The organism is Nocardioides cavernae (assembly GCF_016907475.1).
Taxonomy (GTDB): domain Bacteria; phylum Actinomycetota; class Actinomycetes; order Propionibacteriales; family Nocardioidaceae; genus Nocardioides; species Nocardioides cavernae.
In genome coordinates this window covers 1982668-1994902 of the sequence record NZ_JAFBCA010000001.1, presented here as the reverse complement: position 1 = coordinate 1994902, position 12235 = coordinate 1982668, and the positions used below count along the sequence as shown (strand labels likewise).

At 71.7% G+C, this 12235-nt stretch carries 14 protein-coding genes and 2 tRNA genes; 8 read left to right on the top strand and 8 right to left on the bottom strand.

Annotated features, from left to right (window positions below; genetic code table 11):
* Window positions 1–38 precede the first annotated feature (38 nt).
* Entirely contained in the window at window positions 39–635 is a 597-nt protein-coding gene (locus tag JOD65_RS09305) for a hypothetical protein (protein ID WP_191196457.1), read from the bottom strand.
* Between the two features lie 249 nt (window positions 636–884).
* Here JOD65_RS09305 and JOD65_RS09300 point away from each other — a divergent pair, with 249 nt between their 5' ends.
* Together JOD65_RS09300 and JOD65_RS09295 are read left to right on the top strand one after the other, a co-directional pair.
* On the top strand, window positions 885–2273 hold the full coding sequence (locus tag JOD65_RS09300) for a dicarboxylate/amino acid:cation symporter (RefSeq protein WP_191196456.1): 1389 nt from the start codon (window positions 885–887) through the stop codon (window positions 2271–2273).
* 84 nt (window positions 2274–2357) lie between these two features.
* A tRNA-Arg gene (locus JOD65_RS09295) sits at window positions 2358–2430 on the top strand.
* Between the two features lie 412 nt (window positions 2431–2842).
* On the opposite strand, the gene JOD65_RS09290 is transcribed toward JOD65_RS09295, so the two are convergent.
* A complete protein-coding gene (locus JOD65_RS09290; RefSeq protein ID WP_191196455.1) occupies window positions 2843–3406 on the bottom strand; it encodes an ABC transporter substrate-binding protein in 564 nt (187 codons plus the stop codon).
* Window positions 3407–3683: 277 nt separating this feature from the next.
* On the opposite strand from JOD65_RS09290, the gene JOD65_RS09285 reads away from it, so the two are divergent.
* Entirely contained in the window at window positions 3684–3842 is a 159-nt protein-coding gene (locus tag JOD65_RS09285; protein ID WP_191196454.1) for a hypothetical protein, read from the top strand.
* A gap of 11 nt (window positions 3843–3853) precedes the next feature.
* On the opposite strand, the gene JOD65_RS09280 is transcribed toward JOD65_RS09285, so the two are convergent.
* Genes JOD65_RS09280 through JOD65_RS09270 form a run of 3 tightly spaced genes read right to left on the bottom strand, consistent with a single transcriptional unit; the run spans window position 3854 to window position 6189 of the window.
* Window positions 3854–4867, bottom strand: a complete 1014-nt coding sequence (locus JOD65_RS09280) for an adenosine deaminase (RefSeq protein WP_204811057.1) — start codon at window positions 4865–4867, stop codon at window positions 3854–3856.
* 25 nt (window positions 4868–4892) lie between these two features.
* Window positions 4893–5675 carry a DsbA family protein gene (locus JOD65_RS09275; protein WP_191196453.1) on the bottom strand — a complete coding sequence of 261 codons (783 nt, stop codon included), beginning with the start codon at window positions 5673–5675 and terminating at the stop codon, window positions 4893–4895.
* Window positions 5641–6189: a MauE/DoxX family redox-associated membrane protein gene (locus tag JOD65_RS09270; RefSeq protein WP_307821046.1), complete on the bottom strand. Its 549-nt coding sequence runs from the start codon at window positions 6187–6189 to the stop codon at window positions 5641–5643. Before JOD65_RS09270 ends, JOD65_RS09275 begins: the two co-directional genes overlap by 35 nt.
* Window positions 6190–6262: 73 nt before the next feature.
* On the opposite strand from JOD65_RS09270, the gene orn reads away from it, so the two are divergent.
* Both orn and JOD65_RS09260 read left to right on the top strand, forming a co-directional pair.
* Window positions 6263–6907 (top strand): oligoribonuclease, encoded by a 645-nt coding sequence (orn, locus tag JOD65_RS09265; protein WP_191196451.1) that lies wholly within the window; start codon window positions 6263–6265, stop codon window positions 6905–6907.
* A gap of 45 nt (window positions 6908–6952) precedes the next feature.
* A tRNA-His gene (locus tag JOD65_RS09260) sits at window positions 6953–7025 on the top strand.
* A 72-nt stretch (window positions 7026–7097) separates the two neighbouring features.
* On the opposite strand, the gene JOD65_RS09255 is transcribed toward JOD65_RS09260, so the two are convergent.
* Window positions 7098–8222: an FUSC family protein gene (locus JOD65_RS09255; RefSeq protein WP_191196450.1), complete on the bottom strand. Its 1125-nt coding sequence runs from the start codon at window positions 8220–8222 to the stop codon at window positions 7098–7100.
* 90 nt (window positions 8223–8312) lie between these two features.
* Complete coding sequence (locus tag JOD65_RS09250) at window positions 8313–8579, bottom strand: metal-sensitive transcriptional regulator (protein ID WP_191196449.1); 267 nt, start codon at window positions 8577–8579, stop codon at window positions 8313–8315.
* Between the two features lie 139 nt (window positions 8580–8718).
* Between JOD65_RS09250 and JOD65_RS09245 the strand changes: the two genes are divergently transcribed.
* The 3 genes from JOD65_RS09245 to JOD65_RS09235 are packed head-to-tail and all read left to right on the top strand — an operon-like array spanning window position 8719 to window position 11180.
* The gene (locus JOD65_RS09245; RefSeq protein WP_191196448.1) at window positions 8719–10122 is read left to right on the top strand and encodes an MBL fold metallo-hydrolase; all 1404 of its coding nucleotides are present in this window, start codon (window positions 8719–8721) and stop codon (window positions 10120–10122) included.
* A complete protein-coding gene (locus JOD65_RS09240) occupies window positions 10119–10949 on the top strand; it encodes a sulfite exporter TauE/SafE family protein (protein ID WP_307821044.1) in 831 nt (276 codons plus the stop codon). Before JOD65_RS09245 ends, JOD65_RS09240 begins: the two co-directional genes overlap by 4 nt.
* A 45-nt stretch (window positions 10950–10994) precedes the next feature.
* Window positions 10995–11180: a DUF8730 family Cys-rich protein gene (locus JOD65_RS09235; RefSeq protein ID WP_191196447.1), complete on the top strand. Its 186-nt coding sequence runs from the start codon at window positions 10995–10997 to the stop codon at window positions 11178–11180.
* Between the two features lie 15 nt (window positions 11181–11195).
* Here JOD65_RS09235 and JOD65_RS09230 read toward each other — a convergent pair whose 3' ends face one another.
* Window positions 11196–12098, bottom strand: a complete 903-nt coding sequence (locus JOD65_RS09230) for a universal stress protein (RefSeq protein WP_191196446.1) — start codon at window positions 12096–12098, stop codon at window positions 11196–11198.
* Between the last annotated feature and the right edge of the window lie 137 nt (window positions 12099–12235).

Sequence of the window (12235 nt, the reverse complement as noted above, 5' to 3'; positions counted from 1 at the left end):
CTAGGTGTGGTGAGGCGGGTCTGGCGGGAGCACGGAGGTCAGCCGCGGCGAACCTTCGGGCCCAGGGCGATCCGGTCACGGATCTCACCGACACGGATCGCATCGTCGGCGTGGGCGGCACCCTCGTCAGGCTGTCCCTCGAGGGCGGCCACCGCAACCGCTCCGACCCCGACCTGCACCCACCGCGGGTCACCCAGGCAGGACGCCGGCAGCGACGTCGTCACCGTGTCGGCGCCCAGGTCGACCTTGGCCTTCAGCCCGCGACAGTCGACGACCTTGCTGCCGCGGCCGATGCTCGTGATCGGCTTCCCGCCGAGTCGTTCGACGACGACGTCGAAGCTCCCGTCCGGGGTCCTGACGCGGACGACGGTGAGCTGGAAGGGGTCCCGCTGCAGGGCACCGAACCGCACGCTCACGCGGAGGCGGTTCGCGCCATGGGCGACCGCCGTACGCACCACGTCGACGCCCGCGTAGTCCGGTGCCGGTAGTGACCCGTCGAGATCCATGTCGTCGACGAGCCTCACCACGTCACCGGCGGCGTCCTCGACGACCACCTTCTCGGCGTGGGCAGCTGCGGGAGCCAGCAGGACGACAGGAACGAGGACGGCCGCGAGCCGGGTGGTGAGTCTGTTCACGCGGCGAACCCTAGTCAGGCCCGTCCTGACGTGTGAGGCGAACCACGGAATCCTCCGCCCGGAGGATGGGTTGGGCCGGACGTGAGTGCTCCCACGACCGTCGGCGACCTGCTGACCCAGCGTCGTGCCGTCGACCTCGCCCGCACCGAGAGCGCGCTGTGTCGCCTCGGACGCATCCTCGACTGACCTCGACCCACCTGCGTCCCGCCCGGTTGCGACCGCGCGGCTCCGAAAGGTTACCTTCTCAGTATGAATACTTCTGTTACGGCGGAGAAGAAGCCCACCCGCTTCCGAACCCCCTCGTTCGGCGTCCAGGTCCTGATCGGCCTGGTCCTCGGCGTCGTCCTCGGTCTCGTCGCCCGCAGCATGGGTGCGGACGGCGTGGACGCCACGACCGGCGAGGTCGACCCCAACTGGCTCACCGAGACGCTGAGCACCGTCGGCGGCACCTTCGTCACGCTGCTGCGCGCCGTCGTGCCCCCGCTCGTCTTCCTCGCGATCGTCGCCTCGATCGCCAACCTGCGCGACGTCACCGGCGCCGCCCGCCTCGCGTGGCGGACGCTGGCGTGGTTCGCCATCACCGCGCTCATCGCGGTCGTCATCGGCATCGTCCTCGGCCTGGTCCTCCAGCCGGGTGACCACACCAGTGTCACCTCCGACGCGGCCTCGGCGCCGTCGACGACCGGCTCGTGGCTCGACTTCCTCACCGGCCTGGTCCCGGCCAACGTCCTCGGCCTCGAGGGCTACGACAACGGCGACGGCTCGGTCGGCTTCTCGTTCAACGTGCTCCAGATCCTCGTGGTCTCCATCGCCGTCGGCATCGCGACCCTCAAGGTCGGCGAGGCGGCCGAGCCCTTCCTCGGCTTCGTCCGCTCCGCGCTCGCCGTGGTGCAGAAGGTCCTCTGGTGGATCATCCTGCTGGCCCCGGTCGCGACCGTCGGCCTGCTCGGCAACGCCGTCGCCAGCTACGGCTGGGACGCCCTCGGCTCGCTCGGCATGTTCACCCTCGCGGTCTACGCCGGTCTCGCCCTGGTGGTCGCAGGCGTCTACCCGGCGCTGCTCCGGATCCACGGCCTCTCGGTGCGCCAGTTCTTCTCCGGCGCCTGGCCGGCGATCTCGCTGGCCTTCGTGTCGCGCTCGTCGATCGGCACCATGCCGGTGACCGAGTCGGTCACGGAGCGCAACCTCGGCGTGCCGCGCTCCTACGCGTCGTTCGCCGTGCCGCTGGGTGCCACCACGAAGATGGACGGCTGCGCCTCGATCTACCCGGCGATCTCGGCGATCTTCGTCGCGCAGTTCTTCGGCCTCGACCTCTCGGTCACCGACTACCTGCTCATCGCGTTCGTCTCGGTGATCGGCTCGGCCGCCACCGCCGGCGTCACCGGTGCCACCGTCATGCTCACGCTGACGCTCTCCACGCTCGGCCTGCCGCTCGAGGGCGTGGGCCTGCTGCTCGCCATCGACCCGATCCTCGACATGGGCCGCACCGCGGTCAACGTCGCGGGCCAGGCGCTGGTCCCGACCATCGTCGCCAAGCGCGAGGGCATCCTCGACCAGACGACGTACGACGCCCCGCGCGGGCGCGACGCCTGGCGCGAGGACGAGGACACCCGGGAGCCGGCTCCCGCCCTCGCCTGACGACTCGACCACACCATCGACCCGCGTGCCGTGACGCCCTCGCGGCACGCGGGTCGACCGCTGCTGGGATACTGACCGCGCTCAGCCCCCGTGGCGCAATGGATAGCGCAACGGCCTTCTAATCCGTGGGTTGCAGGTTCGAGTCCTGCCGGGGGCGCAGATCGGTGGTCGTCACGACACCGTGCAGGCAGTTCGCCGCTCGTCCCGGCGGGTTGAGCGTGACTTCGATAGAGGGCGTCACGAAGTGCCTTCATGGTGCGCCCTGGAGGGGTCCGCGACACCAACGTAGGCAGTTGGCGTCGTCCGACGGCCCGCGCCAGCGTGGCCCGCGCGAGTGGACGGGCGAACTGCCTACGTTGGTCGCGGATCTGCCGTGCCGACACGCCCGGCAGCCTCCCCGACGGGGCGGCCGCGCCCCATCAGGATGTGGTCAGGCCCCGCCACGTATGAGGTAGCGGGGCCGAATGCTTGCCCGGCGACACGAGCCGCCGGACGTACGACGGCCCGGAGCGGGAGGTCTCGACCTCCGGCTCCGGGCCGTCGTGTGTCTCAGCTCTCCAGGAGAGTGCTCAGACGCCCAGGTTGAGGGCGGCCAGGATCTGGTTCAGCAGGGTCTGGAGCTGGCCCAGGAGCCCGGCGAGCGGACCACCGTCGAGCAGCCCCGCCACCGCGCAGAGCAGGTTGCCGAGCAGGTTGCCGGCACCGGCGACCGCGGTGATGTCGAGCACGACGCGCTGCAGGTTGATCTGCAGGCCCAGGATGTTCAGGTCCAGCGGACCGAGCACCAGGTTGAGGATGTCGCAGGCGCTCGCGTTGGCGGCGACGCGCCCGTCGGTGAGGGCGCTGCCGTTGATCTTCTTGATCGGGATGGTCTGGATGCCCGAGAACTTCGTGTTGGGTCCGGCGTCCTTGATGACGCCCTTCAGGAAGCCCGTCATGTACATCACGCCGTCGCGCTCGACGACCTTGATCGGCGTGAACGAGCCCCCGACCTTGTCGCCGGTCGACGTCTTGCCGACGACCGTGCTGGTGATCTTGCCGGCGTCGGACTTGCCGACCACACCCCGGCTGGACGTCTCGGCCGCCGACGATCCGGCAACGGTGAGCGAGGTCAGTCCGACGGTCATGGCCATGGCGACGACTGCTCCTGCAACGAGCCGCCGTGCTACGTGTGTGAACTGGTTCATGTTCCCCTCCGAGTGTGAAACGCCTCCCGCAGAGCAGCAGGTGCCGCTCCCTCGGCTCGACGTTGGCACGGCTCTCTCGGGCCGGTCATACCCCTTGGGGTAGATCGGGGGGCCGAACTCCCAGTTACCCCCGCCGGCACCGCCCTGCGGGTGGGACGCACTCATGCGACGTCCGGCAACGGGTACGAACGCGAGTCAGTCCCCCCACCAGATCGGAGTCCTGATGTCGTACGACCTGGGCCTGAGCCTCCTGACCGTGCTCGGCGTGCTCGCCGGCATCGGCGCACTGCTGTACGTCATGACCGTGCTCGACCCGACCAACGTCCGCGCGGCCAAGCAGCTGCCGACCCACCGGGGGGCCCGTGGCCGCGTCGACACCTGACGAGCCAGGCCTCAGCGGGCTGCGTACGCCTCGATCTCGGCGTTGATCCGCGACTTCACGTCAAGGGGCGCGAACGACGCGTCGACAGCTGCCCGCGCCAGGTCGGCCACGCCCTGCTCGTCGAGGTCGAGGAGTTCGGCCGCGACCGCGTAGTCGTGGTTGAGCGAGGTGGCGAACATCGGCGGGTCGTCGGAGTTGATCGTCACCGCCACGCCCGCCTCGACGAAGGTCCGCAGCGGGTGGTCCTCGATGCGGTCCACGGCACGCGTCGCGATGTTGGACGTCGGGCAGACCTCGAGGACCACGCCGGTGTCGGCCAGGTGCGCCAGCAGCTCGGGATCCTGGGCGGCGGAGACGCCGTGGCCGATCCGCTCGGCGCCGAGCAGGCGCAGGGACTCCCAGATCGTCTCCGGACCGGTCGTCTCCCCCGCGTGCGGCACGGACCGCAGCCCGGCGGCCCGGGCGGCGTCGAAGTGGGGGCTGAACTGCGCCCGCGGCACCCCGATCTCCGGGCCACCCAGCCCGAAGCCCACCAGGGCGTCGGTGCGGTGCTCGAGCGCGTACGCCAGCGTCGCGTCGGCAGCCGGGATCCCGGACTCGCCGGGGATGTCGTAGATCCACTGCAGCACCAGCCCGAAGTCACGCTCGGCCGCGACCCGCGCGTCCTCGATGGCCTCGGTGTAGGCCTCGATGGGGATGCCACGGGCGACGGAGGTGTAGGGCGTGCAGGTCAGCTCGGCGTAGCGCAGGTTCTGGCCCTCCGCCATCTCGCGGGCGACCTCGTAGGTCAGCAGCCGGACGTCCTCGGGCGTGCGGACCAGGTCGACGACGGCGAGGTAGACCTCGATGAAGTGGGCGAAGTCGCGGAAGGTGAAGAACTCCCGCAGCGCCTCGAGGTCGGACGGCACACCGGCCGCCGGGTGGCGCGCCGCGAGCTCGGAGACGATCCGCGGCGACGCCGACCCGACGTGGTGGACGTGCAGCTCGGCCTTGGGGAGGCCGGCGATGAAGGACTGGAGGCTCACGCCCCGCAGTGTCCCAGAGGAGACGTCAGCTGCCCGTGCCGACCATCGCCTCCGCGATCTCGGCCATGGTCTGGCCCTCGACCTTCTCGCCGTCGACGAACACCGTCGGGGTGGAGTTGACGCCGGCCTTGGAGGCGGCGTCACCGGCCGCCTCGACCCAGCCCTCGAACGTCATGTCCTCGATGCCGGGACGTACGTCGCCCTCGGTCGCGCCGGCTTCGACGGCCCACTCGACCAGCTGGTCGCTGTCGGGGAACGGCCCCGACTCGGACGGCTGGTTGTCGAAGAGCAGGTCGTGGAAGGCCTTGGCGACCTCGGGACCCGACTCGTTGAGCACCACGGCGAACGCGTTGGCGGCCTCCGGCGAGTAGTCGCTGATCCGCTCGAGGAACGGGAGCGGGCGGTACTCGACGTTGACGTCGCCCGCCTCGACCGCGGCGTCGAGCTGGTCGCCGACGGTCTGCTCGAGCTGGCCGCAGAACGGGCAGAGGAAGTCCTCGTAGACGACGATCGACTTCGGGGCGTCGGCGTCGCCGACGACCAGGCCGTAGTCGCTGGTCGCACCGGCCGGCGCAGTGTCCGGCTTGTCGGATCCGAGGTTGGTGATGAGGAAGTAGCCGCCGACGACCAGGAGCAGCACGGCACCGATCAGGCCGAAGCGGGTGAGCTGCTCCTTGCGCTTGGCCTTCTTGCGGCGCTCCTCGGCCTCGGCCCGGGAGCGCTCGGTCCGCGCCCGCCGCGCCTCCCGCTTGGCCGCGGCCGCCGCCTTCTCGTCAGCGGTCCTGTGCGAGCTCTTCTTCTGCGCCATCGAGGCTTCTTCCTTCGTGATCGGAGGTGTGATCGGTCGTCGGTTCGGTGGACGGTTCGTGGGCGGTGCGGAACAGCACGTTGTCGAGCGCGAGCCGCGACCTCGGGCGTACGACGAGCCACAGGCTGAGCGCCAGCAGGCCGATGTCGCGCGCGATCTCACCGGGGTACGCGGCGGCCGCGTCGGGGATCTCCCCGCCGCCGCCGAAGCAGCCGCACTCGATCGACAGCCCGCGCGCCCAGGCGCTCGAGATGCCGACGATGAAGGCCAGGAAGAGCAGCGCCGACACCACGGAGGCGCCGCGCACCAGCACGCCCAGCACCAGGCACAGGCCGATGACGATCTCGACGACGGGCAGCAGGTGCCCGACCGTCGGGACGATCGCCTCCGGCAGCAGGTCGTACGCCCGCACGGCTCGGACGCTGTCGGCAGGATGGGGCAGCTTGAGCGCCCCTGCCGCGATCCACACGCCCCCCGTCGCCAGGCGGGCGACCAGGCCGAACCAGTCCTTCACGCCCCCGACCATATGAGGTGAGGCTGAGTCGACCCTGAGAGCGTCCACGTGGGGCCAAGTAGGGTGGCCCGTCGTGAGCGACAGACTGGTGTGGATCGACTGCGAGATGACCGGACTCGACCTGGGTGCCGACGCGCTCGTCGAGGTGGCGGCACTCGTCACCGACTTCGAGCTCAACGTGCTCGGCGAGGGCATCGACGTGATCATCAAGCCGTCGCAGGAGTCCCTCGACCAGATGGTGGAGTTCGTCCGGTCGATGCACGAGAAGTCCGGCCTGCTCGACGAGCTCGACGGCGGTACGACGCTCGCGGACGCCGAGGAGCAGGTGCTGGCCTACATCAAGGAGCACTGCGCCGACGGCAGCCGGCCCCCGCTGGCCGGCAACACCGTGGCCACCGACCGCGCCTTCCTCGCCCGCGACATGCAGGCGCTCGAGTCGTTCCTGCACTACCGGATCGTCGACGTCTCCTCCATCAAGGAGCTCTCGCGCCGGTGGTACCCCCGCGCCTACTTCGCTGCCCCCACCAAGCGCGGCAACCACCGCGCGCTCGCCGACATCCAGGAGAGCATCGAGGAGCTGCGCTACTACCGCGAGGCGGTCTTCGTCCCGCAGCCCGGCCCGGACAGCGCCCGCGCCAAGGAGATCGCCGCGCGCCACGGCGGGCAGCTGACCGGCCTCGGCCCGGACACGGACGCCGATTCCGACCCCACGGACTGAGTGCCCTACACTTCTCGTCGTCCACAGCGCCAGCTGCGGGACATGGTGGGTATAGCTCAGCTGGTAGAGCGCCGCCTTGTGGTGGCGGATGTCGCGGGTTCAAGTCCCGTTACTCACCCCGACAGATCGAGCCCCTGACTGCAGCGATGCGGTCAGGGGCTCGATGCGTTCCGGGCCGCCTCGGGCGGCGTCAGGCGCTCCCGGCGGCGCGACGCACCGGCACCCGGATGGGCACCCGTGAGCGACCGATCGGGTTGGCCGCGGCGACCCGGTCCATGGCGTCGATGATGTTGCGCAGGTTGATGATCAGCGCCCCGTAGATCGGCCACTCGGGCGAGCGCTCGGTGGACCGGAGCTCCTCGGTGAGCACCTCGAGCCGGCGGCGTACGTCGAGCAGCGCGTCGGGGTCGGCGGCGCTGGTCGCCCGCCCCGTGTCGCCGAGCATCGAGATCCACTGCTCCGCGAAGGACTCGCCCCACGCCTCGCGGTGCGCCTCCTTGCCGCCGAGCGTGCGAGCCAGGCTCCGGGTCTCGGCGACGGCCTGCTCCATGCGCCTCAGCAGCCCGTGCCACTCCCGGGGGTTCTTCATCGCCCGGGCCGAGCGGCGAGGGTTCATCCGGGCGCTCTCCTCGGCCTGGCGCACGAGCGCCCAGGCCTGGTCGAGGTCGCCGTCGAGGTCACGGGTGCGGTCGATCCACCCCGTGACCTCCTCGTCCTGGCAGCTGTCACCGAGGTCGCCGGCCATGTTCGCCAGCAGCTCGCCGATGCCGTCGTCGACTCGGTCGAGGGCCTTGGCCGCGGTGTGCCGGCGCAGCGGCGGCCACACGAGCACGTTGACGAGCAGGCCGACCGCCACGCCGATCGCGGTGTCGAGGAGCCGCGCGACGAGCATGACGTCGTCCTCGAATCCGGTGGTGAGCACGACCAGCCCGGTGGCCGCGATGGTGGTGGCCTCCGCACCCAGCCACGGCACGGCACCCAGCACCAGCGCCACCACCAGCAGCAGCGTGATCGCCCCCGTGGTCAGCCCGAGGGTCTCCCCCACCACCGTGGCGAGCAGCACCGCGACGACGGTCGCAGCGACCTGCTGCATGCCCTTGGAGAACGTGCGGTAGACGGTGGCGTGCACCACGAGCAGGGCCGCCCACGGCGCGAGGAACGGCTGCGGCAGGTCCAGCACGCTCGCCGCGATGACCCACGCGGCGACGGCCGCCAGCACCGTCTTGGTCAGCTGCAGGACGTCGTTCCACCAGATCGGGTCACCGAGCCGGTCGTCGACGCGTTCCCTCCAGCTCTCCCACACGTTTGCCCTCATGCAGTGCTCCTCTCCCTCACCGATCGACACTACGGACGTCGGGGGGAGGTGCAAGTCGGGCGCCTCCTACGGGCGAGGCCCGGGCCGGCCTCACGCCAGCGACAGGAAGAGCTTCTCCATCTTCTTCACGTCGAGACTGTCGATGTCGCCGTCACCGGCGGCGAGGCACTGCTGAAGCCCCGAGGCGACGATCGCGAAGCCGGCGCGGTCCAGCGCCTTCGACACCGCCGCCAGCTGGGTCACCACGTCCTCGCAGTCGCGGCCCTCCTCGAGCAGCCGCAGCACACCGGCAAGCTGCCCCTGTGCGCGCTTGATGCGGTTGATGACGGGCGTCATCTGGTCGGGGTCGAGCTGCATCGGTCCTCCTCGTCGGGCTGGGGCGGGCGGCGGGCGCCGCGCTGGTCAGCATACCCCCCGGGGTGTTTTGCGTTTCCCGCGGATACCCCCTAGGGTATTGCTTCGACAGCCGTGGACCGCGCCGCACGAGAGGATCCAGATGGCACGCCCGTCCGCCCGCACCATGACCGACCTCACCGTCCTCGTGATCGACACGCCCACGCTCGGCGACCGCAGCTACCTCGTGCACGACGGCGAGGTGGCGTTCGCGGTCGACCCCCAGCGCGACATCGACCGCGTGCTGACCCTCCTCGACGAGCACGGCGTACGCCTCACGCACGTCTTCGAGACCCACATCCACAACGACTACGTCACCGGCGGCCTCGCGCTCGCGGAGCGGACCGGTGCCCACTACCTCGTCAACGGCGAGGACGACGTCTCCTTCTCCCGCACCCCCACAGCGGACGGAGACGTCGTCGAGGTGGGTGGACGCATGCGCATCACCGCGCTGGCAACCCCCGGCCACACGTTCACCCACCTCTCCTACCTCCTCGTCGACGCGGCTGCCGAGGGTGACCAGCACGTCGGCGTGTTCTCCGGCGGCTCGCTGCTCTACGGCGCGACCGGGCGCCCCGACCTCCTCGGGTCCGACCACACCCACGCCCTCGCGCACCACCAGCACGCCTCGGCCCACCGTCTCGCCGACCTGCTGCCCGACGAGGCGGAGGTCTACCCCACCCACGGTTTCGGCTCCTTCTGCTCGGCCACGCAGTCCGACGCCACGTCGTCGACCATCGGTCGCGAGAAGCGGGCCAACCCCGTCCTCACCCAGGACGAGCAGACCTACGTGGAGGAGCTGTTGGCCGGTCTCGGCCCGTGGCCGGCCTACTACGCCCACATGGCACCGGCCAACGCCGCCGGCCCCTCCCGACCCGACCTGTCACCCCCGGTGTCCGCCGACGCGGTCGAGCTGCGGCGGCGCATCGAGGCCGGGGAGTGGGTCGTCGACCTTCGCAACCGCACGGCCTTCGCCGCGGGGCACGCCCCCGGCACGCTCAACTTCGGCCTCGACGGCGGCTTCGCGACCTACCTCGGCTGGCTCGTCACCTGGGGCACGCCGATCACGCTCCTCGGCGAGACCGCCGAGGACGTCGCCGAGGCGCAGCGCGAGCTGGTCCGCATCGGCATCGACCGCCCCGCCGCCCACGCGACCGGCGGCCCGGAGGACTGGAGCGACCGTGAGGTCAGCTCGTTCGCGACGGCGACGTTCGCCGACCTCGCCCAGGTGCGCCACCACCGCGAGGTCGTCGTGCTCGACGTGCGCCGCGCCGACGAGCACGAGGGCGCGCGCATCGACGCTGCCGTCAACATCCCGCTCCACGAGCTGGGGGACCGCCTCGACGAGGTGCCCGCGGGCGAGGTGTGGGTGCACTGTGCCGGCGGCTACCGTGCGTCGGTCGCCGCCTCGATGCTCGACGCCGCTGGGCGCACCCTGGTCGCGATCGACGACTCGTTCGACAACGCCGAGCAGGTGGGCCTCCGCCTCGTGGGGTCCGACGCGTGATCGAGCTCCTCCTCGCCGTCGTCGCCGGCGCGCTCATCGGGCTGAGCCTGGGCGCGCTCGGCGGGGGCGGCTCGATCCTGGCCGTCCCCGTGCTCCTCGCGCTCGGCCAGACGCCCGCACAGGCGACCACCGGGTCGCTGGTCGTCGTCGGCGTGACCTCCCTCGCGGGGGCCGTCGCCGCCCGCCGTGCCGGCAGCGTGCTGCTGGCGCGCGGCATCGCGTTCGGGGCGGTCGCCATCGGCGGCGCCGTCGCGGGGGCGCGCCTGTCGTCCGCGGTCCCCGAGCCGGTGCTCCTGGCCGCCTTCTCGGCGATGATGCTGGTGGTCGCGGGCCTGATGACGGTCCGCCAGCTCCGCAGCCGGCGGCGGTCCCGGGACCACGCAGCACCGGTCGAGCGTCCGCAGCTCGACGACCCGATCATCACGTTCAGCCCCACCTTCATGTGCCAGTGCCCCCGCGCCCTCAAGGTGCTCGTGACGGCGACCGTCGTGGGGCTGCTCACCGGGTTCCTCGGCGTGGGCGGCGGCTTCCTCGTCGTCCCCGCCCTGTTCCTCGCGCTCGCCCTGCCGATGCGCCACGCCGCGGGCACGTCACTGGTCGTCATCACCATCACCAGCGCTGCCGCCCTCGCTGCGCGGGCCGGGGCCGGCGTCGTGCCCGACTGGCGCCTCGTGGCCGCGCTCACGATCACGGCAGTGGCCGGCTCCGTCCTCGGGGCTCGCCTCGCCGCACGCACCGACACCACCCGGCTGTCCGCAGCCTTCACCGGGCTCGTCCTCACCGTGGCGGCGTACGTCGCTGTGCAGGCACTGCCCGCCCTGGTCTGACCCCTCAACCACTACTCACCCACCACTCACCCGAGGAGACCCACCATGTGCCGAGCGGCGCGATGCAAGACCTGCGGCAAGACCACCTGGGCCGGTTGCGGCCAGCACGTCGGGCAGGTCAAGGCCGGAGTCCCGGCGAAGGAATGGTGCAACGGCCAGCACACTGCCGCCGAGAAAGCCGCCAGCGGCTCGGGCGGCGGCCTGCTGTCCCGGCTGTTCACCCGGGGCTGACCCCGCCCGCAGGCCTCACGGGTGGTACGCCGCCCGGTGAGGTCGCGGCGTCGCGAGCAGCACCGGGCACGTCGCCTCCCTGAGCACGGCGCGTGCCACTGGGCCGACGTGCGACCCGATCGGCACGAGCGGGTCGTGGCGACCGATCACCAGCAGCTCGGCGCCCGCGGAGGCCTCCACGAGCACCTCGGAGGCCCGGCCCTGCTCGACCCGTACGTCGGCGTCCATGGCGGCGGTCAGGTCTCCGACCCGGTCGAGCGCGGCGCAGACCTCCGCGCGCGCAGTGTCCGACCACCCTCGGACGTCCTCCGGCGGGAACATGCCCTCGTAGGCCGTCGGGAGCGACCACGAGTGGACGAGCCGCAGCCGGGCCCCGCGCGCGTGCGCCTCGGCGAGCGCCGCGCGCAGCACCTCGTCCGAACGCTCGGGCACGTCGACGCCGGCGACGACCACCCGCGGCTCCCCGTCGGGCCGCCACCCGCTCGGTACGGCGACCACGGGCACCCGCAGGTGCGCGGCCACGCCGCCCGCGACGGTGCGGTTCACGATCCGCGACAGCCGGGACAGGTGCCGGTGCTCCAGCACGACCATCCGCGCGGTCCGGCCTACCTCGACGAGCGCGCCCACCGGCGTTCCGCGGACGAGGTCGTGGGTGACGGGCACCGCGCCGTCGACGAGCTCGTCGGCGAGCTTGACCGCCTCGGCGATCCGCCCGGCTCCCCAGGCGTCCATGTCGACGGCCGGCAGCAGGACATGGTCGGCCGCCATCGGGGTCAGGTCGACGGCATGCACCAGGTGCAGTCCGCACCCGGCACGGACGGCCTCGGCGGCCGCGAAGGCGAGCGCCGACTCCACCTCCTCGGGTCCGACCCCGACAACGATCCGGGGTCCGTGTGCGGTGGTGCCCTGCTCGGTCATGACGTCCTCCCTCGACTGGTCTGTGCCTCCACTCTTCGCCGGTGGCGGCGTCGTACGAAGGGCCGTTGGACCCCGCGAGGGACGGCAAAGGGCCCTGCTGCGGGAGCATCGCCGGGAGCAGGCTGGAGGTGAGCCTG